This window comes from Streptomyces carminius (assembly GCF_002794255.1).
In the GTDB taxonomy this organism is placed as follows: Bacteria; Actinomycetota; Actinomycetes; order Streptomycetales; family Streptomycetaceae; genus Streptomyces; species Streptomyces carminius.
The window spans coordinates 160,287-183,146 of the sequence record NZ_PGGW01000038.1 but is presented as its reverse complement, the minus strand read 5'-3'; the positions used below and the strand labels follow the sequence as shown (position 1 = coordinate 183,146).

General features: G+C 75.0%; 24 protein-coding genes. 18 read left to right on the top strand and 6 right to left on the bottom strand.

All coding sequences use genetic code 11. From position 1 onward, the window contains the following. Window positions 1-481: 481 nt before the first annotated feature. Together CUT44_RS32680 and CUT44_RS09760 are read left to right on the top strand one after the other, a co-directional pair. A complete protein-coding gene (locus tag CUT44_RS32680) occupies window positions 482-1,276 on the top strand; it encodes a zinc ribbon domain-containing protein (protein WP_146252154.1) in 795 nt (264 codons plus the stop codon). A 231-nt stretch (window positions 1,277-1,507) separates the two neighbouring features. Continuing rightward, entirely contained in the window at window positions 1,508-2,368 is an 861-nt protein-coding gene (locus tag CUT44_RS09760; protein WP_100200249.1) for an AfsR/SARP family transcriptional regulator, read from the top strand. On the opposite strand, the gene CUT44_RS09755 is transcribed toward CUT44_RS09760, so the two are convergent. Further along, window positions 2,308-3,444, bottom strand: a complete 1,137-nt coding sequence (locus CUT44_RS09755; protein ID WP_158239551.1) for a helix-turn-helix domain-containing protein — start codon at window positions 3,442-3,444, stop codon at window positions 2,308-2,310. The two genes, CUT44_RS09760 and CUT44_RS09755, sit on opposite strands and share 61 nt — an antisense overlap. Window positions 3,445-3,602: 158 nt before the next feature. Here CUT44_RS09755 and CUT44_RS34850 point away from each other — a divergent pair, with 158 nt between their 5' ends. Both CUT44_RS34850 and CUT44_RS09745 read left to right on the top strand, forming a co-directional pair. Then, window positions 3,603-4,202, top strand: coding sequence for a helix-turn-helix domain-containing protein (locus CUT44_RS34850; protein ID WP_100201658.1), 600 nt, complete (start codon window positions 3,603-3,605; stop codon window positions 4,200-4,202). A 14-nt stretch (window positions 4,203-4,216) separates the two neighbouring features. Then, entirely contained in the window at window positions 4,217-5,275 is a 1,059-nt protein-coding gene (locus CUT44_RS09745; protein WP_146252193.1) for a hypothetical protein, read from the top strand. A gap of 70 nt (window positions 5,276-5,345) precedes the next feature. Here the strand turns inward: CUT44_RS09745 and CUT44_RS09740 are convergent, their stop codons facing one another. Then, complete coding sequence (locus tag CUT44_RS09740; RefSeq protein WP_100200246.1) at window positions 5,346-6,353, bottom strand: potassium channel family protein; 1,008 nt, start codon at window positions 6,351-6,353, stop codon at window positions 5,346-5,348. Further along, a complete protein-coding gene (locus CUT44_RS09735) occupies window positions 6,350-7,585 on the bottom strand; it encodes a cation:proton antiporter domain-containing protein (RefSeq protein WP_100200378.1) in 1,236 nt (411 codons plus the stop codon). The genes CUT44_RS09740 and CUT44_RS09735 overlap by 4 nt, the downstream gene beginning before the upstream one ends. Window positions 7,586-7,732: 147 nt before the next feature. Between CUT44_RS09735 and CUT44_RS09730 the strand changes: the two genes are divergently transcribed. Continuing rightward, window positions 7,733-8,422: a hypothetical protein gene (locus tag CUT44_RS09730; protein ID WP_199185548.1), complete on the top strand. Its 690-nt coding sequence runs from the start codon at window positions 7,733-7,735 to the stop codon at window positions 8,420-8,422. 66 nt (window positions 8,423-8,488) lie between these two features. Here CUT44_RS09730 and CUT44_RS09725 read toward each other — a convergent pair whose 3' ends face one another. Further along, entirely contained in the window at window positions 8,489-9,019 is a 531-nt protein-coding gene (locus tag CUT44_RS09725) for a DUF421 domain-containing protein (protein ID WP_100200245.1), read from the bottom strand. 344 nt (window positions 9,020-9,363) lie between these two features. On the opposite strand from CUT44_RS09725, the gene CUT44_RS09720 reads away from it, so the two are divergent. Then, the gene (locus CUT44_RS09720) at window positions 9,364-10,080 is read left to right on the top strand and encodes a lysophospholipid acyltransferase family protein (protein WP_100200244.1); all 717 of its coding nucleotides are present in this window, start codon (window positions 9,364-9,366) and stop codon (window positions 10,078-10,080) included. 97 nt (window positions 10,081-10,177) lie between these two features. Here the strand turns inward: CUT44_RS09720 and CUT44_RS09715 are convergent, their stop codons facing one another. Next, window positions 10,178-10,480: a type II toxin-antitoxin system Phd/YefM family antitoxin gene (locus tag CUT44_RS09715; protein ID WP_100200243.1), complete on the bottom strand. Its 303-nt coding sequence runs from the start codon at window positions 10,478-10,480 to the stop codon at window positions 10,178-10,180. Between the two features lie 88 nt (window positions 10,481-10,568). Between CUT44_RS09715 and CUT44_RS09710 the strand changes: the two genes are divergently transcribed. The 3 genes from CUT44_RS09710 (at window position 10,569) to CUT44_RS09700 (ending at window position 12,154) form a co-directional block, all read left to right on the top strand. Continuing rightward, window positions 10,569-11,213 (top strand): ATP-dependent Clp protease proteolytic subunit, encoded by a 645-nt coding sequence (locus CUT44_RS09710; RefSeq protein WP_100200242.1) that lies wholly within the window; start codon window positions 10,569-10,571, stop codon window positions 11,211-11,213. A 17-nt stretch (window positions 11,214-11,230) separates the two neighbouring features. Continuing rightward, window positions 11,231-11,548 (top strand): hypothetical protein, encoded by a 318-nt coding sequence (locus CUT44_RS09705; RefSeq protein ID WP_100200241.1) that lies wholly within the window; start codon window positions 11,231-11,233, stop codon window positions 11,546-11,548. Window positions 11,549-11,638: 90 nt separating this feature from the next. Next, complete coding sequence (locus tag CUT44_RS09700; protein WP_100200240.1) at window positions 11,639-12,154, top strand: DUF6328 family protein; 516 nt, start codon at window positions 11,639-11,641, stop codon at window positions 12,152-12,154. Window positions 12,155-12,215: 61 nt separating this feature from the next. On the opposite strand, the gene CUT44_RS09695 is transcribed toward CUT44_RS09700, so the two are convergent. Next, on the bottom strand, window positions 12,216-13,376 hold the full coding sequence (locus tag CUT44_RS09695; RefSeq protein WP_100200239.1) for an 8-amino-7-oxononanoate synthase: 1,161 nt from the start codon (window positions 13,374-13,376) through the stop codon (window positions 12,216-12,218). Window positions 13,377-13,579: 203 nt separating this feature from the next. Between CUT44_RS09695 and bioB the strand changes: the two genes are divergently transcribed. From bioB to CUT44_RS09650, 9 genes are all read left to right on the top strand, one after another. After that, complete coding sequence (gene bioB, locus CUT44_RS09690; protein ID WP_100200238.1) at window positions 13,580-14,767, top strand: biotin synthase BioB; 1,188 nt, start codon at window positions 13,580-13,582, stop codon at window positions 14,765-14,767. Then, the gene (locus tag CUT44_RS09685) at window positions 14,760-16,067 is read left to right on the top strand and encodes an adenosylmethionine--8-amino-7-oxononanoate transaminase (RefSeq protein WP_100200237.1); all 1,308 of its coding nucleotides are present in this window, start codon (window positions 14,760-14,762) and stop codon (window positions 16,065-16,067) included. The genes bioB and CUT44_RS09685 overlap by 8 nt, the downstream gene beginning before the upstream one ends. Window positions 16,068-16,143: 76 nt before the next feature. Continuing rightward, a complete protein-coding gene (gene bioD, locus CUT44_RS09680; RefSeq protein ID WP_100200236.1) occupies window positions 16,144-16,869 on the top strand; it encodes a dethiobiotin synthase in 726 nt (241 codons plus the stop codon). A 147-nt stretch (window positions 16,870-17,016) separates the two neighbouring features. Further along, the gene (locus CUT44_RS09675) at window positions 17,017-17,703 is read left to right on the top strand and encodes a class I SAM-dependent methyltransferase (protein WP_100200235.1); all 687 of its coding nucleotides are present in this window, start codon (window positions 17,017-17,019) and stop codon (window positions 17,701-17,703) included. A gap of 150 nt (window positions 17,704-17,853) precedes the next feature. After that, a complete protein-coding gene (locus CUT44_RS09670) occupies window positions 17,854-18,633 on the top strand; it encodes an ABC transporter ATP-binding protein (protein WP_233221084.1) in 780 nt (259 codons plus the stop codon). A gap of 70 nt (window positions 18,634-18,703) precedes the next feature. After that, window positions 18,704-19,594, top strand: a complete 891-nt coding sequence (locus tag CUT44_RS09665) for an LLM class F420-dependent oxidoreductase (protein WP_100200234.1) — start codon at window positions 18,704-18,706, stop codon at window positions 19,592-19,594. A gap of 70 nt (window positions 19,595-19,664) precedes the next feature. After that, complete coding sequence (locus CUT44_RS09660; RefSeq protein ID WP_100200233.1) at window positions 19,665-20,123, top strand: GNAT family N-acetyltransferase; 459 nt, start codon at window positions 19,665-19,667, stop codon at window positions 20,121-20,123. A gap of 188 nt (window positions 20,124-20,311) precedes the next feature. Continuing rightward, window positions 20,312-21,790: a hemolysin family protein gene (locus CUT44_RS09655; protein ID WP_100200232.1), complete on the top strand. Its 1,479-nt coding sequence runs from the start codon at window positions 20,312-20,314 to the stop codon at window positions 21,788-21,790. Beyond that, window positions 21,787-22,794 (top strand): hemolysin family protein, encoded by a 1,008-nt coding sequence (locus CUT44_RS09650; protein WP_100200231.1) that lies wholly within the window; start codon window positions 21,787-21,789, stop codon window positions 22,792-22,794. The genes CUT44_RS09655 and CUT44_RS09650 overlap by 4 nt, the downstream gene beginning before the upstream one ends. Window positions 22,795-22,860 lie beyond the last annotated feature (66 nt).

Here is a 22,860-nt window from a genome sequence, read left to right as displayed (position 1 = left end):
CCCGGGGGCCGGTCCCGCACCCGCGCCCGCCTCCGCCGGAGCACCGGCGACACGCTCCTCCCCCGAGGCCGGTCCCGCACCGGAAGGGGAGCCCACCGCCGAGAGCGGGGCGGCTTCGGAGACGGGGCCGGAGACGGGGCCGGAGACAGGGCCTCCCGCCGTACCGGAGGAGCCTTCCGGAGCGGAGCCGGAAGGAGGACCGGAGGAGGGCGCACGGGCTTCACAGACCCCGAAGAACCCGGAAGGCACGGAAGGTCCGGGGGCCCCGGGGGGAACGCCGGGAGACGCCGGCGAGGACCGGAGCTCCGCTCCCGGGGAGACCGGTGACGACGCCGGGGAGGCCGTCCCCGGCGCGGACGCCGCCCGGGCCGCCGCTCTGCTCGCGCCCGCACCGGCCGGCACCCCGCGCCCGCGGTCCCGGTCCGGCGAACGGCCGCGGCGGGACCCCGCGGCCCCGTCCGGGCCGCCGGAGGCCCGTCCGGTGGCGGTCCGCCCGGGCCGGGAGGCGGTCCGGCGCCCCCGGGTGCGGGAGGTCGTCGACGACCATGTCGCCGCGGCGGACGACGTGTCGTGCCGGGAGTGCGGTACCGCGAACCCGGCCGGACGCTCGTTCTGCCGCCGCTGCGGCACCCCGCTGGACAGCCCGTCCGCCCTGGCCGAACCGCCCTGGTGGAAGCGGCTGCTGCGGCGCCGCGGGGCCCGCAGGCGCGGTCCGGCCGGACGGCTGCGGCGACCGCTCACCTGGCTGGTCCTGCTGCTCGCGCTGGCCGCCCTCGGGTGGGCCGCCACCGTCTACGGCCCCTCGGCCGTGAACGCGGTGCGGGACCGGTTCAGCAAACCGTCTTCCGTGCGCCCGGAGTCGGTACGGGCGTCCAGTTCCGCCGCGGGCCATCCGGCGGAACTCGCGGTGGACGGCGCCTGGAACCGCTACTGGGCCCCGGCCGCGGGCCGGGCACCGGACGGCCAGTGGCTGGAGGCGTCCTTCGCCGCCCCCTTCCGGCTGACCGACCTCCTCTTCCACTCCGGCAGTTCGGACCGGGCCGACGAGTACCTCCGGCAGGCGCGTCCGGCCTCGCTGACCGTCACCGCCTGGGACGAGGGCGGCAGGAAGGTCGGCGAACGCACCGTGGCCTTGGAGGACCGGCCCGGCGAGCAGACCGTCCGGCTGACCGTGAGCGACGTGTCCCGGCTGCGGCTGACGATCCGGACCGTCCACGGGCAGCGTCCGTCCCGCCTGGTGGCCCTGGGAGAGGTGGAGTTCTTCAAACGCTTCTGATCCGCGGCCGGGGAACCGGTCCGGCTCCCGCCGTCCGCTCCGCGGTCCGAACTCTGCTACCTGTTCTGCCTCGCTTCCGGACGGGTCCGGATGGTCTGCTTGGATGCGGCTGCGGCGTGACGGCCTTCACGGTCCCCGCGGCCCGTCGGTACGGGGGGTGGGTCAGGGCCGGGCGAGTCGCGCTCGGAGGGGAGCGGCGCTGTGTACGGATCTTCCAGTAACGCCGAGCCGATGAGGATTCCCGAGGGGGGAACCGGCTTACAGGACGCCGAGGGCCTGTCGTCCTGCACGGCGGGTACGCCACGGCCGCACCCGGCGGGGGCACGGACTCCGTCACCGGCCGGCCGGGCGGCCGGGGCCGAGGTGGAGATCCGCTGCTTCGGCGGCCTGCGCGTCACCGTCCGGGGAGTGCTGGTGGACTGCGGTGCGGTCCGGCCGAAGGCCCGCAGTCTGCTGCGGCTGCTGGCGCTGCGGGCCGGCGAGTCCGTGCACCGCGACACACTGCTCGCCGCGCTGTGGCCGGACCTCTACCACGAGGCCGGGGTGCGCAACCTCCAGGTCACCGTCTCCCGGCTGCGGTCGCTGCTGGACGCGGGGGCGGCACGGGGGGCGGACACCCTGCTGCCGCGCAACGAGCACTCCTACGGTCTGGCCGTGGGGCGTGAGTTCGTCTCCGACGTCCGCGAGTTCGACCGGCTGGCCGACTGTCTGCGGGCCTCGGACGAGGGGCTGGTGGAGGAGCGGATCGCCGGCCTGCGGGCCGCGCTGCGCTGGTACGGCGGTGAACTGCTGCCCGAGGAGGGCGCCTCGGAGTGGGTGGCGTGGGAACGCCGGCGGCTGCGCGAGCAGGCCGCCCGGCTGTGGGCGGCGCTCGCGGAGTACGAGCTGCGGCGGGCCCGGGTGTGCGCCTCGGCGACGGCCGCCGAGCGGGCCCTCGCCCTCGACCCGTACCTGGACGCGGCGTGGCGGACCCTGGTCGCGGCCCGGGAACGGGTCGGCGACGCCGCCGCCGCGGAGCACACCCGCCGCGCCTACGGCCGTACGCTGCGCTCGCTCGGGGTGGAGAGCGGACCGGGCGCCGCGGGTCGCTGAGGAGTCTCCGGCCCACCCCACGGAACGGCCCACCCCCCGGCCGACCCGCCGAGCACGGCGGTGATGCTCCACCGGGGATGCCGTACGAGCCATGCCGCGGCCGTCCGCAGGGCCAGCGGCACCCCGGCGCAGCGGTCGAGCACGGCGGCCACCGCCTCCGGTTCCGCGGCCACCCGCTCCGGGCCCACCAGCCGGGCGAGCAGGGCCTCGGCCGCCGGCCCGGCGAGGGGGCCCAGCCGCAGTTCCTCGGCGCCGCGGAGCCGCCCGCCGTACCGGTGCCTGCCGGTCAGCAGGACCGCGCCGGCCGGCGTCCGGGGCAGCAGCGGCCGGACGCCGGCCGCGTCCGGGGCGTCGTCCAGGACCACCAGCAGGCGCCGGCCGTCCGTGATCCGGTGGTAGAGCGCGGCCCGGGGCTCCTCGCCCCACGGGACGGCCCCGGCCGGAACGCCCAGGCCGCGCAGGAGCCTGGCCAGCAGTCTGGCGGTGTCCGGCGGACCGCCGCGGCTGGCCCGCAGGTCCAGGTACAGCTGCCCGTCGGGGAAGGTCTCCCGCAGCCGGTGGGCGGTGTGCAGGGCCAGTGCGGTCTTGCCCGCTCCCGCCCCGCCCGTCACCGCCAGGACGGCCGTCCCCGTTCCCGGCGGGCGGTGCGGGGCGTCCCGGAGCGCCCGGTGGAGCGCGGTGGTCTCGGCCGCCCGTCCGGTGAAGTCCGCCGGCGCCGGAGGGAGTTGGGCCGGGACCGGGTGCGCGGGTGTCCCCGTCCCGTCGCAGGCCCCGTCGCCCGGCGCACCGCCGGTGTCCCGCCCCGGGCCGTTCCGGCCACGCGTCCGGTCCCGGCGTGCCTCGGCGACCGCGCCGAGGAAGCGCTCCCGGTTCCCGCCCGTCAGTGACAGCGCCCCGACCAGGGATTCCACGGACCGCCGCTGCGGTACGCGGACCCGGCCCGCCTCCAGGTCGCGGACCGCCCGGACGCTCATGCCCGCCGCCGCGGCCAGTGCCTCCTGGGTCAGTCCCGCCCCGGCCCGGTGGGCGGCGAGCAGCGCCGCCAGCGGACTTCGCCGGCCGGCCGTCCCCGCCACTGCCGTACCGTCGGCCGCATCGGCGGATTTTCCGGGTAACCGTAGGTGTGCACTTGGGGGTTGCACGGAAATCATTCTACGAGTTCCCGGAAGGGCAGCGAAACGGCACCTTCGAATTCCCGGGAACCTGCCCGGTTCCTCTCGACATCCTGGCGGTCATGACAGTCCGACACCCCCCACCTCCCGCGGGTCTCGGCCCGCTGCTGCGCGGCGCGCGTACGGCGGCGGGCCTCACCCAGCGCGAGCTGGCGGCCTCCTCCGGCATCAGCACCCGCTCGGTCAGCGAGCTGGAGAGCGGCCGCAACCGCGGCCCCCAGCAGTCCACCGTCGAGGCGCTCGCGGACGCGCTCGGTGTCTCCCCGCGGCTCCGCGCGGAGCTGCACCGCACCGCCACCGCGGGCCGGGGAGGGCGCCTTCCGCCTTCCCCGCTCCGCCCGCGGACTTCACCGGACGCGGACCGGAGCTGGCCGCCCTGCGCCCGCTGGCCGCGGCGGCGGCCGGCGGTACGGGGGCCACCGCCGGTATCGCCCTCGTCACCGGGCAGCCGGGGCTGGGGAAGACCGCGCTGGCGCTCCGGCTCGCGCAGGAGTGCGCCGACCACTTCCCCGACGGCCGGTTCCACCTCTCCCTGGGCGGTTCCGGCACACGGCCGCTGCGCCCCGGAGCCGCCCTCGCCCGGCTGCTGTCGGCCCTGGGCGTCCCCGCCGCCCGGATCCCGTCCGACACCGAGGAGCGCGGTGATCTCTACCGGTCGGTGACGCACGGCCGCGGCATGCTGCTGCTCCTGGACGACGCGGCCGACGAGGAGCAGGTCAGGCCGTTGCTTCCGGGCGGCCCGCGCTGTCTGGTCCTGGTCACCGGCCGGCGGGCCCTGGCCGGTCTGGAGAGCTCCGCGCGGCTCCGGCCGGGCGTCCTGTCCACGGCGGAGGCCGTACGGCTGCTGGACCGGGTGGCCGGCGGCGGCACGGTCGCCGCCGAGCCCGGAGCGGCCGAGGAGCTCGCCCGGCTCTGCGGCCGCCTGCCGCCGGCGCTGCGGGCCGCCGGGAACCGTCTCGCGGTCCTCGCCGGCCGACCCGGCCCGGCGGCACCCGTACGGCAGCTTGTCGGCCTGCTGCGTCCCGAGGAGCTGCGGCTCGGCCGCCTCGGGCCCGGGGGGCGGCGCCTCCGTGCCTCCTACACCTCCTCCTACCGGCAACTGGCGCCCGGAACACGCCGGCTGTTCCGTCTGCTGGCCCTCGTGCCGGGACCGGACTTCGGTCCCGAGCTCGCCGCCTCGCTGGCCACGCTGCCGCCCCCCGCCGCCGGAGCGGCACTGGAGGAACTGGCCGACGCCGGGCTGCTGGAGCCCGCCGCGGCCGCCTTCCGGTACCGGTTTCCCGAGTTGCTGCGGCTCTTCGCGGCCGGGGAGCTGCGCACGGCGGCCGGCCCGGCCGCCCGGGCGGCGGCCGAGAGCCGTATGGCGGACGCGCTGCTGCACCGTGCCGCCGCCGCGCTCCGGGCCGCCGGGGGAACGGCCGAGGCGGGGGGAGAGAGCGCGTACTTCCCCGGCGGCCGGACCAAGGCACTGGGCTGGCTGGACGCGGAACTCCCCAACTGGACGGCGGCCGTCCGGTGGGCCGCCGGTCTGGAGGCGCGGTGCGGGGCCGCGGACGTCGCCGAGGCGATGCACCGGGTCTTCGCCTCCCTCGGCCATGATCCGTGGCGGCGGGAGATTCCCGCGCCCGGCACGCGCACCGACCCGGCGGGGCGGCGCACCCGGCCGGACGGGTCCTCCCCGGCGGTCCCGGCGGCGTGTGCGGTCCCGGGCCGGACCGGCCGCACGGCGGAGTGACGGCGGGCGGACCGCGGGCGGAGCCCCCCTCCCGCGCACCGGCCTCCGTCCGGTGTGTTCCCCGGCGTCCTCAGGAGTCCGGGCGGCCGTCGCGCCATCCGTCGCTGTACAGGAACCCCTGGACGGCACGCCTCCGCCGGGCCTGCTCACGCACCTGGGCGGCGTACCGCTCCTCGTCGACGGCGGGGACACCCGCCTCGCGCAGTGCCGACAGGGCGGGGGCGGGACGTTCCTCCTCCGCCCGGGAGAAGAACCGGCCCTGCAGGTTGTCCAGCACCTGTCCGAGGGCGGCCCACAGCGGGCCGGTGGCCGCCGGGTCGGGCCGGGCCCGCGGGTCCGTGCCGCTCCGCAGCAGCAGGAGGGCGTCGTCGAGGTCGGCCACGGCACAGGCGGGTGCCTTGCCGCGGACGTTCGAGTGGAAGTAGTGGACGATCGGGAAGGCCAGATGCTGCTCCCCCATCCGCAGCAGGGGTTCGGTCAGGGAGACCAGATGCTGGTTGAACATGGAGCTGAATCCGTCCCCGGTCCAGCCCCCGGCGACGATGCGCCCGGCGTCCGGGCCCAGGGCGTGGACCTGCGCGGCCACGGAGCGCTTGTGGACCACCGCCTGGATCACCTGCACCAGATAGGTGAGGGACAGGGTGACCAGGAACAGCCCCGACAGCGCCGCGACGGCGGTGGCCACTTGGGCCCGGGCCGTGCCGGGGACGTAGTCGCCGGTGCCCAGCGTGAAGACCGTGTAGCCGGTGAAGTACACCCGCGACCAGCCGTCGGCGGGGGCGGAGGTCAGGGAGCCGACGACGGCCCGCTCGTGGGAGGCGAAGAACAACAGCCACCCGGCCCACAGCAGCAGCGTCCAGGTGAGGAAGGTGATCAGGAGGGTGACCGTTCCGCTCCACTGCAGCAGCCCGCCGCCCGGCTTCCTGGTGTGGGCGGCCAGGAACAGCCGCCACACCCCACGGGTCACCCATCCGGTGACCGGGCCGGTCACCCTGACCATGGACAGGGCCGTGATCGAGGCGTCGGCGAGCGCGAGGAGGAGCAGGAGGCAGCCCAGGAGTGCGAGTGGCACGTTCATCCGGCGGCCTCCGTCCGCTCCCCGCCGCGTTCGCCCGCCCTGCGGTAGAGGGCCAGGCCGGGGGCCGTGGTGGCGCCGTGCACGACGGTGCTGGCGGCGACGACCAGCGTGCCGGCGGCCAGGACCGTGGGGTCGGCGCCGAGCCGGTGGGCCTCCATGGTCAGGTAGAACAGGGCCGAGACGCCGATGGGACCGAACCAGCCCAGGAAGACGGCGTCCCGCCACCCCAGGGACAGGGGGCGCCTGAGGGCGAGCAGGACCGGCAGACGGCGCAGCAGGAGTACCCCGACGACCAGCAGAAGGCCGCGCCAGCCCAGCTCTCCCCACTCGCTCCAGGGGATCATGGCCCCGAACACCACGAACAGCGGCAGCACCAGGAAGCGGTTGACCGCCTCGTCGTTCTTGTTCTCGTCGGCGCGCTCGCTCACCGAGCTCGTCGCGTTGAAGGCCAGGCCGGAGACGAAGACGGCCAGGATGCCGTCCAGGCGGAGCAGCCCGGCCACGCCCAGGACGGAGAGGGCCAGCAGCAGGGTGTACACCAGCAGCGGGCCCGCCTCGACGTCCCTCCTGGCCTCGGCGGCACGCAGCACCCTGCCGCCCAGCGCCCCCGCCACCGCTCCGAGGGCGACCGCGCCCAGGACCTGCCACAGGGACTCCAGCAGCGCGTCGGTTCCCGACAGCGTCCCGGCGATCGCCACCGCGGCCACCACCAGGGGAAGGGCGAGGCCGTCGTTGGCCCCCGATTCCAGGGAGAGCAGCTGCCGGGTGCGGGCGGCGACGCTCTTCTCCGCCGGGTCGCCGGTGACCACGCTGGAGGCGAGCACCGGGTCGGTCGGGCACAGGGCCGCACCCAGCAGCGCGGCGGCGCCGAGGCCGACGCCGAGGACGGCGGCCGACAGCGCCGTGGTGAGCAGTGCCATCCCGAGCATGGCCACGACCAGCAGGACGGACACCGGCTTCACCAGGGCCCGTACGTCATGGATCGGATAGCGCAGGGCCACGGCCATCACCGAGACCGCCAGCAGCAGCCGGGAGAACTCGTGCAGTTCCTTGTGCGCGTCCAGCACGGTGGGCAGGTCGATGACACCCAGTACCCCGGGGCCGAAGAGGATTCCCGTCAGCAGGGCCAGCAGCGGTCCGCTCAGCGGCGCGCTCTGGATACGGCGGAAGAGAACGGCCACCCCGAGGGCGAGGAGGCCGGCGACGGTCAGCAGCACATCCAGCATGTGCATGCGGCTGCCCGACGGTGAGTGCGGCATGCCCCGCTGTCACCGGCGCACACCGACAGCGGATTCCGGTGGCACGCGCACGCCCGCGGCGCGGTACCGGGCACTCCCGCCGCGGGACTGTTCGTTCCGGCAGCGGGTAGGGGCGGCGGTGTGCCCGAGCTGCCCTCCCGCCCCCGCGACGAACGCGAGCGCTTCGCCCAGGAACTGCTGGACCGCGCCACTCCGGTGATGAGTGTGCTGGGGGTGCTGTTCCTGCTGGTCGTCCTCGGGGAGCGGCTGGCCCGTCCGGACGGCGCGCTGAGTACGGCGCTGACCGTGGCCGGCTGGCTGCTGTGGACGGTGTTCGCCGCCGAGTTCCTCGTCCGGGTGGCCGTCGCCCCCGACACCGGGGCCTTTCTGCGCCGCAACTGGTGGCAGCTCTTCTTCCTGCTTCTGCCCTTCCTGCGGGTGCTGCGGCTGGCCCGCTCGGTGCGGATGCTGCGCACCGGCCGGGTGCTGTCCTCGGTGGTGCGCTCCTCCCGCTCCGCGCGCCGGGTGCTCGGCGACCGGATCGGCTGGCTGGCGGCCGTCTCCGCGCTCACCGTACTGGGCAGCGCCGAGCTGCTGTACGAGTTCGGTGTCTACCCCTCCCTGGGGGAGGCTCTGCACGCGACCGCGCTGGCCGCGGTCACCGGGGAGCCCCTCGGCCGCCCCGACGCCTTCGCCAGAGTGCTGGAGATCGTGCTGGCGGTCTACTCCGTCGCCGTCTTCGCCACTCTCGCGGGCAGTCTGGGGGCCTACTTCCTCGAGTCGCGCGGCGCGGGGCGGCCGCCGGAGGGCGACCGGCCGGGCGGGGCGTGACGGTCTCGTGCCGCGCCGCCCGGCCGGTCACCTCACCTGTCCGGTCACCTCACCTGTCCGGTCACCTCACCTGTCCGGTTCCGCGCCCGCCGGGTTGCGGACCTCCCGCAGAGAGCTGCCCGACCCCTTCTGGGACCGGGGAAGCACACTGAACTTGCCGTCGGTCTCCAGGACCACCGCGGCGACGTCCTCGATCGCGCCGACTCCCTGGGAGCGGATCGCCTGGTGCACCTCGCTCGCCGTGACCCGCTGCCGGGCCATCGCCCCGGTGAGCAGGCGCCCGTCGCTCAGCAGCAGTGTCGGCTCGGCCTTGATCAGCCGGTGGAAGCGGCGGGAGCGCACCGCCGCCCACGCGCTGACGAACTGCAGGGCCACCAGGAGTGCCAGGGCGAGCACTCCCTCGGCCAGGGAGACGGTCCGGTTCAGGAGGATGGTGGCCAGCGTCGAGCCCAGGGCCACGGTGACCACCAGGTCGAAGGCGTTCATCTTCGCCAGCGTGCGCTTGCCCGACAGCCGCACCACCACGATCAGGGCGACGTAGGCGCAGGTGGTCATGACGGCCACCCGCAGCAGTTCGTACCAGGAGTCGAAGAACATTGCCCACGGCTACCCGCGGGAGCGCGTCCGCAGACCGTTCCTCCCCCGTCCTCCCCCGTCCGCTCCCGCGCCGGCGCCGGACCGGCCCCCTTCCGGACTCCCAGCGCCGTTCCGCACCGTCCGCGGCGGGGCGGCGTCTGCCCCGGCGGCCGGCGGGTAGAGGTCGGACGTGAGACGGAAGAACCCGGCACCCCCGTACAGATGCCGGCACCCGGCCGGCACCGCCCCCGTCCGAGCCGGTCACGCACGCCGGCGCCCGTACATAGACTGATCCCCTTCGCGCTGCCCCGTGACCTCGCGGAACGCAGCGCGCCAGCCGACCCGGTACAGACGGGAGCCGCCCCGTGTTCTACTACGTGCTCAAGTACGTCCTGCTGGGACCGCTGTTGCGGCTGCTGTTCAGGCCCCGGATCGAGGGGCTGGAGCACGTTCCGGACGAAGGTGCGGCGATCGTCGCCGGAAACCATCTGTCCTTCTCCGACCATTTCCTGATGCCCGCGATCCTCAGGCGGCGCATCACCTTCCTGGCCAAGGCCGAGTACTTCACCGGTCCGGGCGTGAAGGGCAGACTCACCGCGGCGTTCTTCCGCAGCGTGGGGCAGATCCCGGTGGACCGGTCGGGCAGGGGTGCGGGCCGGGCGGCCATCGAGGAGGGGCTGAAGGTCCTGGACCGGGACGAGCTGCTCGGCATCTACCCCGAGGGCACCCGGTCCCACGACGGACGGCTGTACCGGGGCCGCACCGGGGTCGCCGTCATGGCGCTGCGGTCGAAGGCGCCGGTGGTGCCGTGCGCCATGGTGGGGACGTTCGAGCTCCAGCCGCCGGGCCGGAAGCTTCCCAGGATCGGGCGGGTGACCATCCGCTTCGGCGAACCGCTGGACTTCTCGCGCTTCGCCGGGATGCACGAAGACCGCACGGTGCTGCGCGCGGTCACCGACGAGATCATGTACGCGATCATGAACCTGTCCGGCCAGGAGTACGTGGACCTGTACGCGCCCGACGCCAAGGCCCGCAAGAAGGGCGACGGCTCCGGCCCGTCCTCCGCAAGCGCCGCGCCGTGAGCACCGCCCCGTAGAGCCCGGCACCGCTCCGCGGCGCGCCTCCCACCGGTCCCCCGGGACCGCCTCGCGCCCGGCGCCCGCCCCGAGCGTCGGCGCCCTACGCCCCGCGGCCCGGGCGTCGTTCCCCGGAGGCGGGATCCGGGTGGTGCGCCGCGATACCGAAGCGACCGCGTTCGCCGGGAGCGGACGGCACCTCCCGCACGGTGGAGACCGTGCTGATCACCCCGTCCTGCCCTGCCTCGCCCAGCTGGTCCAGTCGTTCCAGGTCAGCGGCGGTCACCAGGGCCACCAGTGGTTTCCCGTGCCGCGTCACCACCACCCGTTCACCTCCGTACACCACACGGTTGATCAGGTCGGCGAGTTCGGCGCGGGCTTGCGTCACCGGAATTTCGTAGGCCATGCTCCCAGCATAACCAGACGTACGTTCTGCAATTTATGTACGTTTCTCCTGCCGACCGCGCCCTCCCGGTCGATGAAGGGACCACACCGTGCACCGGACGAACCGACCCGCCGCCCGCCGTGTCCTGCCCGAGTTCACCGAGTCCGCCGGCTACGGCTCCCGGGCCCTGGACCCGTACTCCAGGCTCTTCGAGGAGCGCATCGTCCTCCTCGGGACCCCGATCGACGACGCCGTGGCCAACGACGTCATGGCCCAGCTCCTCCACCTGGAGCACTCCGCGCCCGGACGGGACATCTCGCTCTACATCAACTCTCCCGGCGGCTCCTTCACCGCGATGACGGCGATCCACGACACGATGCGGTTCATCGGCTGCGACATCGAGACCGTCTGCCTGGGACAGGCCTCCTCCGCCGCGGCCGTCCTGCTCGCCGCGGGCACCCCCGGCAAGCGGCTGGCCCTGCCCGGCGCGCGGGTGATGATCCACCAGCCTTCCCTGGCCGAACCCGTCCGGGGGCAGGTCAGGGACCTGGAGATCCAGTCCCAGGAGATGCTGCGCACCCGCCGGAAACTGGAGGAACTGCTGGCCGAGCACACCGGGCAGCCCCTGGAACGCGTCCGGCGGGACATCGAGCGGGACCTGTTCCTCGACGCCGGGGCCGCGGTGGCCTACGGACTCGTGGACCGGCTCACGGCCGACCGCAAGGCGTCCCGCGCGGCACGCGCGGCCGGCTGAGAGAGGGGCCGTACCCGGTGCTGCCGCCCGAGTTGCCGCCGCTGCCCGCCCTGACCCGGGCGGAGGGCGAGGTGATCGACCGCTATCTGGAGATCGTCGACCTGCTGGGCCGGATCAATCCCGCCCGGGGACGCGACACCTACGGGGCCCTGCGCGCCGCCCAGGCCCTGGCCGGCCGGGCGGCGGCACTGCGGGACGCCCTGGCCGTGATGCACGGGCGCGGGGAGTCCGAGCTGCACGCCGCCACCCTGGCACGGGCGCTGCGCGTACTGGACGGCCCGCGGCGCACCTCCCTGGTGGCGCTCCCGCCGGAACCGGAAGGCCGGCCGGACTGACCGGGCTCACCGATCCCGCCACCGGTACCGGTGAGCGGGTCCCGGGTGCGGCGACGAGTGAAGGCCGCCGTACGCGGAACCCGGATCCGTATGGACGAGCGCCGCGAGACACCCCTGGAACGCGATGACCGAAACTTCGTCGAACTGCTGCAGGAACTGCGGGTCATCCAGGTGGGGGTCCAGATCCTCTTCGCCTTCCTCCTCACCCTCGCCTTCACCCAGCGCTTCACCGAACTGGACGCGGTGCAGCGCGGCACCTACCTCACCACGCTGCTGCTCGCCGTCGCCTCCTCGATCCTCTTCACGGCCCCGGCGGCGCTGCACCGGGTGCTGTTCCGGCGCGGGGCGAAACGGCTGATCGTCGAGGTCTCCTCACGGCTGGCCGGGGCCGGGCTCGTGGTGCTCGCCCTCGCCCTGACCGGGGCGGTGCTGCTGGTCGTGGACGTGGTGCTGGGGCGCACCGCCGGGATCGCGGTGGCGGCGGGCGTCCTCGCCTTCTGCGGCGCGGTGTGGGCCCTGCTGCCCTTCGGGCTGCGCCGCAGGGTGCCCGGAGCCGGTGCCTCCGGGGCGGGCCGGCCCCCGGACCGGACCGCGGGCCGGCCCTGACCGCTCCCCGGGCGGCACGGTCCCGGCCCGCCCCGGAGGCACCGGCCCGGAGAACGCCCCGTCAGACGGCGGGCGCGGTACGGGCGACGGTGGCGGCCGCCGCGTCGAGCTCGGTGACGGACAGATCGGCGCGGGCGGTCAGCCGCAGCCGGGAGACCCCGTCGGGCACCGACGGAGGCCGGAAGCAGCCCACGGCCAGTCCGGCGGCACGGCAGTCGGCGGCCCAGCGGACGGCGGCCTCCGGGGAGGGGGCGCGCACCGAGACCACGGCGGCGTCCGGGCGGGTGGCCTCCAGACCGGCGGCCGTCAGCCGCCCGTACAGCCGCCCGGCCGCCTCGCGGACCCGTGCGGCCCGGCCGGGCTCGGCCCGCAGCAGCCGCAGCGCGGCGAGGGCGGCCCCGGCCGCCGCCGGGGCGAGGCCGGTGTCGAAGACGAAGCTGCGGGCGGTGTTGACCAGGTGGTCGATCACCCCGGCCGGCCCGAGGACGGCACCGCCCTGGCTGCCCAGGGACTTGGAGAGGGTGACGGTGGCCACCACGTCCGGCGCCCCGGACAGTCCCGCGGCGTACGGGGCGCCCCGGCCACCGTCACCGAGGACGCCGAGCCCGTGCGCGTCGTCCACCAGCAGCGCGGCACCGTGGGCGCGGCAGACGGCGGCCAGGCCGGGCAGCGGCGCGGCGTCGCCGTCGACGGAGAAGACGGCGTCGGTGACGGCCAGGGCTCGCCCGTCGAAACCGTCGAGCGCCCTGCCGACGGCGCCGGGGTCGGCGTGCGGGACGACCGCGGTCCGGGCGCGCGCCAGGCGGCAGCCGTCGATCAGCGAGGCGTGGTTGGCGGCGTCCGAGACCACCAGCGCGTCCCGGCCGGTCAGGGCGGTGACGGCGGCGAGATTGGCGGTGTAGCCGGAGGAGAACACCAGGGCGGCCTCGAAGCCGCAGAAGTCGGCGAGCTCCGCCTCCAGCTCGGCGTGCAGTTCGGTGCTGCCGGTGACCAGCCGGGAGCCGGTGGCGCCCGTGCCCCAGCGGTGTACGGCCTCCCGGGCGGCGGCGACCGTGACGGGGTGGCGGGCCAGTCCCAGGTAGTCGTTGCCCGCCAGGTCGAGCAGCGGGGAGTCGGCGGGGCGGGGGCGCAGGGTGCGCACCAGTCCCGCGCGGCTGCGCCGTTCACGCTGCTCCTCGATCCAGCCGAACGGATCCGGGCTGCGGTCTGGCTCCTGCGGCATCTGGCCGTCCCTCGTCTTCCGTCGGGTGGCGTCTTCTGTCGGGTGGCGTCTGTTCCCCGGCCCTGCCGGTGCTCCGGCCGGTGAGGCCCGACGGTAACCGTGGACGGGCCCGCGGCGGGTGCGGTGCCGTACAGACCTCCGTCCGCCCGGTTGTGGGGGTGCGTTCTTGGCCCTGGCCGGTGCCATGGGACAGGATCAGCACCATGGACCTGCTGAACGCGCTGGTGGACAAGGGGCTGCGGCGCGAGCCGCCCACACGTGACGAGGCGCTGGCCGTACTGGCCACGTCCGACGACGAACTTCTGGACGTGGTGGCTGCGGCCGGACGGGTGCGGCGGCACTGGTTCGGCCGGCGGGTGAAGCTCAACTACCTGGTCAACCTGAAGTCGGGGCTGTGCCCCGAGGACTGCTCGTACTGCTCGCAGCGGCTGGGGTCGAAGGCCGGCATCCTGAAGTACACCTGGCTGAAGCCGGAGGAGGCCGCCGCGGCGGCCTCCGCGGGTGTGGCCGGCGGCGCCAAGCGGGTGTGCCTGGTGGCCAGTGGCCGCGGGCCCACCGACCGGGACGTGGACCGGGTCTCGAAGACCATCGACGCCATCCGGGAACAGAACGAGGACGTGGAGGTGTGCGCCTGTCTCGGACTGCTCTCCGACGGCCAGGCCGAGCGGCTGCGCGAGGCGGGCGCGGACGCCTACAACCACAACCTCAACACCTCCGAGGCGACCTACGGCCGGATCACCACCACGCACACCTACGCCGACCGGGTGGAGACGGTGCGACAGGCGCGGGCCGCCGGCCTGTCGGCCTGCTCGGGGCTGATCGCGGGCATGGGCGAGTCCGACGAGGACCTGGTGGACGTGGTCTTCGCGCTGCGCGAGCTGGACCCGGACTCGGTACCGGTGAACTTCCTCATCCCCTTCGAGGGGACCCCGCTGGCGAAGGAGTGGAACCTCACCCCGCAGCGCTGCCTGCGCATCCTGGCGATGGTCCGCTTCGTCTGCCCCGACGCGGAGGTGCGGCTGGCCGCCGGGCGCGAGGTGCATCTGCGGTCGCTGCAGCCGCTGGCCCTGCACCTGGCCAACTCGGTCTTCCTGGGCGACTACCTCACCAGTGAGGGCCAGGCGGGCCGGGCCGATCTGGAGATGATCGCCGACGCCGGTTTCGAGGTGGAGGGCGCCGGGGAGCGGACTCTGCCGGAGCACCGGGCCGGCGCGCTCGCCGCCCCCGGCGGCGGCAGCGGGCCGTGCGGCGGCGCGGACGGATCCGACTGCGCGGGCGGTACGGACACCTGCGGGCAGGCCGGTGGCGGCGTCCCGCCCTCCGCGGCCCGGACCGACCTGGTGGCCGTACGGCGGCGGGGCGCGGGTACGGAGCTGCCGCCCAATGCCTGACGCGCCGCTCCCGCACGGGGAGCTGCTCGACCTCGACCGCCGCCACGTCTGGCACCCCTACGGCCCGATGCCGGGCCGTACCGAACCGCTGGTGGTCTCCGCCGCCTCCGGGGTCCGGCTGCGGCTGGCCCGGCCCGCCTGGGGCCGCGAGGAGCTGGTCGACGGGATGTCGTCGTGGTGGTCGGCCATCCACGGCTACAACCACCCGGTGCTCAACGAGGCGGCCCACGCCCAGCTGGAGCGGATGAGCCATGTGATGTTCGGCGGGCTCACCCACGAGCCGGCCGTGCGGCTGGCCAAGCGGCTGGTGGACATCGCCCCCGAGGGGCTGGAGCACGTCTTCCTGGCCGACTCCGGATCGGTGTCGGTCGAGGTGGCCGTCAAGATGTGCCTGCAGTACTGGCGCTCGCTCGGCAGACCGGGCAAGCAACGGCTGCTGACCTGGCGCGGCGGCTACCACGGGGACACCTGGCAGCCGATGTCGGTGTGCGATCCGGACGGCGGCATGCACCGGCTGTGGTCGGGGGTGCTGCCGGAGCAGGTCTTCGCGGACGCCCCGCCGGACGGCTTCGGCGCCGGCCCCGACCCCGCCTACGAGACCCGGCTGCGGGAACTGGTCGCCGCCCACGCCGGGGAACTGGCGGCGGTGATCGTGGAACCCGTCGTGCAGGGCGCGGGCGGGATGCGCTTCCACTCCCCCGCCTATCTGCGGGTGCTGCGCGAGGTGTGCGACGAGCACGGCGTGCTGCTGGTGTTCGACGAGATCGCCACCGGCTTCGGCCGGACCGGCACCCTGTTCGCGGCCGGCCACGCCGGGGTCACCCCGGATGTGATGTGCGTCGGCAAGGCGCTGACCGGCGGTTATCTGACGATGGCCGCGACACTGTGCACGGCCCGGGTGGCCGAGGGCATCTCGCGGGGCGAGGTGCCGGTGCTGGCCCACGGTCCGACGTTCATGGGCAACCCGCTGGCGGCGGCGGTGGCGGGCGCCTCCCTCGACCTGCTGCTCGGCCAGGACTGGGCGGGCGAGGTGAAGCGGATCGAGGCCGGGCTGCGCGCCGGTCTGGCCGGGGCGGCCGCGCTGCCGGGCGTGCGGGACGTGCGGGTGCTGGGCGCCATCGGCGTGGTCCAGCTCGACCACGAGGCCGACATGGCGGCGGCGACCGAGGCGGCGGTGCGCGCGGGTGTGTGGCTGCGGCCGTTCCGTGATCTGGTGTACACGATGCCGCCGTACGTCACCGGTGACGAGGACGTGGCGCGGATCGCGGACGCGGTGTGCGCGGCGGCGCGCGCGGGCTGAGCGCGCCACGAAGGCGCCGGAGGCACGGCCGGATGCGTCGGAGACACGGATCGGGAGCGCGGGAGAGGCACGGGAGATGTCGGTGCTGGTCGTCACCGGGACGGGTACGGAGGTCGGCAAGACCGTGACCGTGGCGGCACTGGCCGCTGCGGCGGTGGTGGCGGGCCGCTCGGTGGCCGTGCTCAAACCCGCGCAGACCGGGGTCGCCGGGGACGAGCCGGGGGACGCCGCCGAGGTACGGCGGCTGGCGGGTGCGGAGGTGACCGCCGTGGAGCTCGCGCGCTACCCCGATCCGCTGGCGCCCGAGACCGCGGCACGCCGCGCCGGCCTGCCCCCGGTGGACCCCGGGGAGGCCGCGGAGGCCGCGCGGACGCTGGCGAAGGAACACGACCTGGTGCTGGTCGAGGGCGCGGGCGGGCTGCTGGTGCGCTTCGACGGGCGGGGAGCGACCCTGGCCGACGTCGCGGAGCTGCTCGGTGCGCCGGTGCTGGTGGTCGCCGCGGCCGGGCTGGGCACGCTGAACGCCACGGCGCTGACGGCACAGGCGCTGCGGTCCCGGCGGCTGGAGTGCGCCGGGGTGGTGGTCGGGAGCTGGCCCCGCGAGCCGGATCTGGCGGCCCGCTGCAATCTGACCGATCTTCCGGTGGCGGCGGGCGTACCCCTGGCCGGGCTGCTGCCGGCCGGTGCGGGTGCCCTGCCGCCCGCGGTCTTCCGGGCACGGGCCGCGCACTGGCTGGCCCCGGAGCTCGGCGGTGCCTGGGCGGGCGCGGAACCGTCCGCGGCGGGTCCGGCCGGCCGGTGACGGACTCGCGGCCGCCACTGCTCCGGCCCCCGGGCGATACTGGAACATGCTGAAACGCTCCCCTCCTGTTCCGATCCCCGTCCCGATCCCCGTCCTGATCCCCGTCCTGATCCCCGTCCTGATCCCCGTTCCGGCCGGAGGGCTTCCATGACGGCACCCGGCGACAGCACCCCGTTCGGGCACGGGGGCTCCCGGCGCGACACCGTGCACCATCCGCTGTTCGCGCGCTACTACGCCCGCTTCGCCCCGGCGCTGGACGAGCGGGCAGGGCTGGGGGCGCACCGCGCCGAGCTGCTGGCCGGGCTCTCGGGCCGGGTGATCGAGGTCGGGGCGGGCAGCGGTCTGAACTTCGCCCACTGCCCGGCGGCCGTGCGCGAGCTGGTGGCGGTCGAGCCGGAGCCCCGGCTGCGGCGGTCGGCCGAGGAGGCCGCACGGCGCGCCGCCGTCCCGGTCACGGTGGTGCCGGGCGTGGCGGAGGCGCTGCCGGCGGAGGACGGCGAGTTCGACGCGGCCGTGGTGTCCCTGGTGCTGTGCTCGGTCGGTGACCCGGACCGTGCTCTGGCGGAGCTGCGGCGGGTGCTGCGGCCGGGCGGTGAACTGCGCTTCTACGAGCACGTCCGGGCCGGGACACGGACGGCGGTCCTGCTGCAGCGGGCGCTGGACCGCACGGTGTGGCCGCGGTTGTTCGGCGGCTGCCACACCGGCCGGGACACGGTCGCCGCGATCACCGCGGCGGGATTCGCCCCGCTCTCCCACCGGCGGCTGCGGGTACCGCCGGGCGGTGTGCCGACCCCGGTCTCGGCACACGTGCTGGGCCGCGCCCGGCGGCCCTGAGTCCCTGACACTCCGGAGGGGCACGGCCGGAACGGCGGAGCGCGCCCCGTGGACCTGCGCGGTGGATGGATGTCCGCACACCGGGTAGTGCACAGGTCTCGGCTCCCCGCGGGGGAGCCGACCTCAAGACCCGCGAGACCGGGAGGTGCGGTGTCCACAGCAGCGGAGAAGGCGCGACAGGCCCCGGAGAACGGGCGGGTCGCCGCCCGGGGCCGTGGCCTGACCAAGACGTACGGCGGTGGTGAGGCGACCGTGGTGGCGCTGGACGACGTGGACGTCGACATCGCCGAGGGCCGCTTCACGGCGGTGATGGGCCCGTCCGGTTCGGGGAAGTCGACGCTGATGCACTGCCTGGCCGGGCTGGACACGGTCACCCGCGGGCAGGTGTGGGTCGGTGGCACGGAGATCACCGGGCTCGGCGACCGGGCGCTGACGAAGCTGCGGCGGGACGAGATCGGTTTCGTCTTCCAGTCGTTCAACCTGCTGCCCACCCTGACCGCCAGGGAGAACATCACCCTGCCCATGGACATCGCGGGCCGCCGGCCGGATCCGCAGTGGCTGGAGACGGTGATCGACACGCTCCGGCTGCGGGACCGCCTGGGACACCGGCCGTCGCAGCTCTCCGGCGGCCAGCAGCAGCGGGTGGCGTGCGCCCGCGCGCTGGCCTCCCGGCCCCGGCTGGTCTTCGCGGACGAGCCGACCGGGAACCTCGACTCGCGCTCCGGTCTGGAACTGCTGCGATTCCTGCGGCGGGCCGTGGACGAACTGGGGCAGACGGTGGTGATGGTGACCCATGACCCGCGCGCCGCGGCCCACTCCGATCTGGTGCTCTTCCTCGCCGACGGACGGATCGTCGACGAGATGCCCGATCCCAGCGCGGAGGCGGTCCTGGAGCGCATGAAGCGCTTCGAGCCCACCCGGCAGTCCTGAGACCGGCTCCGCCCGGGCCCGCCGGCCCGGCCCCTGACCCCGAACTCCCGGCCTGGAGGAGGACAACCGGATGCCCCGACCGTTCCGCTTCGGCGTCAACCTCGCCGTCGTCGACTCCGGCGACGCCTGGCGCGACAAGTGCCGCCGCGCCGAGGAACTGGGCTACGACGTACTACTGGTGCCCGATCACCTGGGGGCACCCGCGCCGTTCCCGGCCCTGACCGCCGCGGCCGAGGCGACCGAACGGCCCCGGGTGGGCACCTTCGTCCTCAACGCGGGCTTCTGGAACCCCGCCCTCCTCGCCCGCGAGATCGCCACCTGCGACCGGCTCACCGGCGGCCGTCTGGAGGTGGGCCTGGGCACCGGGTACGTACGCTCCGAGTACGAGCGTGCCGGCCTGCCCTGGGGGTCGCCGGGCGAGCGGGTGGACCATCTGGAGCACACCGTCGACGAACTGGAACGGCTGCTGGCCGACCCCGAGCACGTACCGGCACCCGAGCAGCGCCCCCGGCCACCGCTGCTGATCGGCGGCAACGGCGACCGGGTGCTGACGCTGGCCGCCCGCCGCGCGGACATCGCCGCCTTCACCGGCGGACGGCAGCTGCCCGGCGCGCCGGACGGCGTCCTGCGGTTGCTCTCCCCCGGCGAGCTGGAGCAGCGGGTGGCCGCCTACCGGCGTCTCGCCGCCGACCGGGAGGCGCCCGCCGAGCTGAACTTCCTGGTCCAGCAGGTGACGGTCACCGACGACCGGCGTGCTGCGGCCCGCGAGCTGGTCCCGCACGCCATGGGACTGTCCGAGGACGAACTCCTGGAGCATCCCGCCCTGCTCTGCGGCAGCACCGCGGAGATGGCCGATCAGGTGCTCGTCCACCGCGAGCGCTACGGCTTCACCTACTTCTGCGTGCACGAACCGGCGCTGGAGACCTTCGCCCCGGTGCTCAGGGAGCTGCGGGGCGCCTGACCACCCCGGCCCGCCGTCCGCACGGCGGAACTCCGTGCGTCCCGCCCCCGGCCGGTGGTGGAATGCCGCCATGAGCGACTCCCCGCACACCTCCGGACTCCGGATACGTACGGCCGCCGAGGCGGACATCGACACCGTCCTGGTCTTCTGGAAGGAGGCCGCCGAGGGGACGAGCATCAGCGACGACCGGGCGGGCGTGGCCCGGCTGCTCGAACGGGATCCCCGGGCACTGCTGCTGGCCGAGCACGGGAAACTCCTGGTGGGCACGGTGATCGCGGGCTTCGACGGCTGGCGGTGCCATCTGTACCGGCTCGCGGTCCGCCCGTCGCACCGCCGCCGCGGGGTGGCCTCGGCGCTGCTGGCCGCGGCCGAGGAGCGGTTCGCCGCGCTGGGCGGCCGGCGCGCCGACGCCATGGTGCTCGACCACAACGAACCGGCCCACCGGGCGTGGCACGCCGCGGGGTACGCCCGGCAGGACCGGTGGAGCCGCTGGGTGAGACCGCTGCCACCGGGCCGCGCCGGATACTGAGCCGGGCGCCGCGCCGGGCAGCGAACGGCGGCTCGCTTACGATGGACAGTCCATCGCGCGTTGCCCCGCGTGTGCGAAAGAAAGGTGTGTGAACGTCCGCCCATGGGCGAGCCTCCCAGTAGTAGAACCCGCCACGACCACCGCGCGGAGCGCCCCGCGTTCTCGGATCACGGGGCGGGGGTGACCTCATGACCGAAGTCCTCCTCCTGCTGCTGGCCCTGCTGCTGACCCTGGCGTGCGCCGTCTTCGTCGCGGCCGAGTTCTCGCTGACCACCGTGGAGCGCAGCGAACTGGAGCGGTCCGCCGAGCGCGGCGAGCCGGGCGCGGACAGCGCCCTCAAGGCGGTGCGGTCACTCACCTTCCAGCTTTCCGGCGCCCAGCTCGGCATCACCGTGACCGGGTTGATCATCGGCATGCTCGCCGAGCCCTCGACCGCCCGGCTGCTGGCCGGCCCGCTGGGGGCCGCCGGACTGCCCCAGTCGGCGGCCTCCTCGGTGGCCCTGGTGCTGGGCACCGCGCTGTCCACCGTGCTGCTGATGGTCGTCGGCGAGCTGGTGCCGAAGAACTGGGCGATCTCCCGGCCGCTGCCGGTGGCCCGCAGGGTCGCCGTGGTCCAGCGCGGCTTCAGTGCCGCCTTCCGGCCGCTGATCACCCATCTGAACAACACCGCGAACCGGGTGCTGCACCGGCTGGACCTGGAGCCCACCGAGGAACTGGCCTCGGCCCGCTCCCCCCAGGAGCTGGTCGCGCTCGCCCGTCATTCGGCTAAGGAGGGCGCGCTGGAGGCGGACACCGCCGAGCTGTTCGTCCGTACCATCCAGCTGGCCGAGCTGACCGCGCAGAGCGTGATGACACCGCGGGTGCAGGTGACGGCGCTGGAGGAGCACACCACCGCCCAGGACGTGGCGAACGCCGCCCGGGCGACCGGGCTGTCCCGCTTCCCCGTCTACCGCGGCAACCTCGACACCGTGGTCGGCGTCGCCCATCTCAAGGACGTGCTCGCCGTACCCGCCGACCGCCGCCCCCACCATCCGGTCACGGAGCTGCTGCGCGAGCCGGTCCTGGTGCCCGAGTCGCTGACCGTCGACCGGCTGCTGGACCGGCTGTCGGGGAAGAACAGCATCGCCGTGGTGATCGACGAGTACGGCGGCACGGCCGGAGTCGCCACCCTGGAGGACATCATCGAGGAAGTCGTGGGGGAGGTCCGCGACGAGCACGATCCGCTCCAGACCCCCGACCTCGTCCCGGCGGGCGAGGACGGGCAGGGCCGCATGGTCTACGACGCGGACGGCGCGGCCCGTACCGACCAGCTCGAGACCATCGGGCTGCGCGCTCCGGAGGGCCCGTACGAGACCCTGGCCGGGCTGGTCGCCACCGAACTGGGGCGGATCCCGGTGGTGGGCGACCTTCTGGAGGTGGCCGGCTGGCGGCTCCAGGTCGTGGACGCGTCCGGGCGGCGGGCCGCCCATGTGCGGCTGACCGCTCCGGCCGAGCGGGACCACGACCCCTACGGCGCCGAACACCACTACAGCGGCGGCCGTCATCACGGCGCCGAGGCCGTCGGCACCGTCTCCGGTGGCCGGGACCGCGAGGAGCGGGAACAAGAACACGAACGGGAACGGGAACGCGGCGAGCGCTCCCGTGACGACCGGGGGGTGCGCCGGTGACCGCCGTCCAACTGCTGATCGGCCTGCTGACGCTGGTCGCCAACGCCTTCTTCGTGGGCGCCGAGTTCGCGATGATCTCCGTACGGCGCAGCCAGATCGAGCCGCTCGCCGAACGGGGCGAGAAGCGGGCGCGCAGTGTGGTGTGGGGTCTGGAGCACGTGTCGGCCCTGATGGCCGCGGCCCAGCTGGGCATCACCCTGTGCACACTGGTGCTGGGGGTGGTCGCCGAACCCGCGATCGCGCACCTGCTGGAACCGGCCTTCCACCTCGCGGGCGTACCGGACGGCCTCATCCATCCGATCGCCTTCGTGATCGCGCTGGCGGTGGCGACCTATCTGCACATGCTGTTCGGCGAGATGGTGCCGAAGAACATCGCGCTGGCGGCGCCCGAGCGCACCGCGCTGGTGCTGGGCCCGCCGCTGGTCGGCCTCACCCGGACCCTGCGCCCGGTGATCTTCGGTATCAACGCGCTGGCGAACGCCCTGCTGAAGCTGCTGCGGGTCGAGCCCAAGGACGAGGTGTCCGCGACGTACTCCGACGACGAGCTGGCGCGGCTGGTGGCGGACTCCAGCGAGGCCGGACTGCTGGACGAGCGCGCGACGGAGCGGCTGCGCGACGCGCTGGAGCTGGGGCGCCGCCCGGTGGCCGAGGTCGTGCGGCCCACCGAGCGCGTGGTCTCCGCCCAGCTCGGGGTCACCGCCGAGGGCCTGGAGCAGCTCTCCTCGCGCAGCGGCTTCTCCCGTTTCCCGGTGGTGGACGACGGCGGCCGGGCGCTGGGCTACCTGCACGTCAAGGACGCGCTCGACGCCGTGCACCGCGAGGTGCCGTTCCCGGCCGCCGCGTTGCGGCCGATTGCCCGGGTGCGGGCGACCACCCCGCTGGACGACGTGCTGGGCGCGATGCGCAGCAGCGGTACGCATCTCGCGGCGGTGATCGGTACGGATGGCCGGGCGGTCGGGCTGGTCACCATGGAGGACGTGCTGCGCGAGCTGGTGGGCAGGTAGCCGGGCGGTGAGAACGGGACGGTGACGGGAGGCGGCTGGCCGGGGCGGGTACCGGGCGGTTGGTTA

Bases quoted from the DNA above. Each gene is read 5' to 3' on its own strand.
- CUT44_RS34850 (WP_100201658.1), top strand. From the start codon at position 3,603: ATGACAGTCCGACACCCCCCACCTCCCGCGGGTCTCGGCCCGCTGCTG.
- CUT44_RS09725 (WP_100200245.1), bottom strand. From the start codon at position 9,019: ATGTTCTTCGACTCCTGGTACGAACTGCTGCGGGTGGCCGTCATGACC.
- CUT44_RS09655 (WP_100200232.1), top strand. From the start codon at position 20,312: ATGACCGAAGTCCTCCTCCTGCTGCTGGCCCTGCTGCTGACCCTGGCG.
- bioD (WP_100200236.1), top strand. From the start codon at position 16,144: ATGTCGGTGCTGGTCGTCACCGGGACGGGTACGGAGGTCGGCAAGACC.
- CUT44_RS09660 (WP_100200233.1), top strand. From the start codon at position 19,665: ATGAGCGACTCCCCGCACACCTCCGGACTCCGGATACGTACGGCCGCC.
- CUT44_RS09760 (WP_100200249.1), top strand. From the start codon at position 1,508: ATGAGGATTCCCGAGGGGGGAACCGGCTTACAGGACGCCGAGGGCCTG.
- CUT44_RS09700 (WP_100200240.1), top strand. From the start codon at position 11,639: ATGGACGAGCGCCGCGAGACACCCCTGGAACGCGATGACCGAAACTTC.
- CUT44_RS09695 (WP_100200239.1), bottom strand. From the start codon at position 13,376: ATGCCGCAGGAGCCAGACCGCAGCCCGGATCCGTTCGGCTGGATCGAG.
- bioB (WP_100200238.1), top strand. From the start codon at position 13,580: ATGGACCTGCTGAACGCGCTGGTGGACAAGGGGCTGCGGCGCGAGCCG.
- CUT44_RS09735 (WP_100200378.1), bottom strand. From the start codon at position 7,585: ATGCACATGCTGGATGTGCTGCTGACCGTCGCCGGCCTCCTCGCCCTC.
- CUT44_RS09745 (WP_146252193.1), top strand. From the start codon at position 4,217: ATGCTGCTGCTCCTGGACGACGCGGCCGACGAGGAGCAGGTCAGGCCG.
- CUT44_RS09715 (WP_100200243.1), bottom strand. From the start codon at position 10,480: ATGGCCTACGAAATTCCGGTGACGCAAGCCCGCGCCGAACTCGCCGAC.
- CUT44_RS09685 (WP_100200237.1), top strand. From the start codon at position 14,760: ATGCCTGACGCGCCGCTCCCGCACGGGGAGCTGCTCGACCTCGACCGC.
- CUT44_RS09740 (WP_100200246.1), bottom strand. From the start codon at position 6,353: ATGAACGTGCCACTCGCACTCCTGGGCTGCCTCCTGCTCCTCCTCGCG.
- CUT44_RS09675 (WP_100200235.1), top strand. From the start codon at position 17,017: ATGACGGCACCCGGCGACAGCACCCCGTTCGGGCACGGGGGCTCCCGG.
- CUT44_RS09665 (WP_100200234.1), top strand. From the start codon at position 18,704: ATGCCCCGACCGTTCCGCTTCGGCGTCAACCTCGCCGTCGTCGACTCC.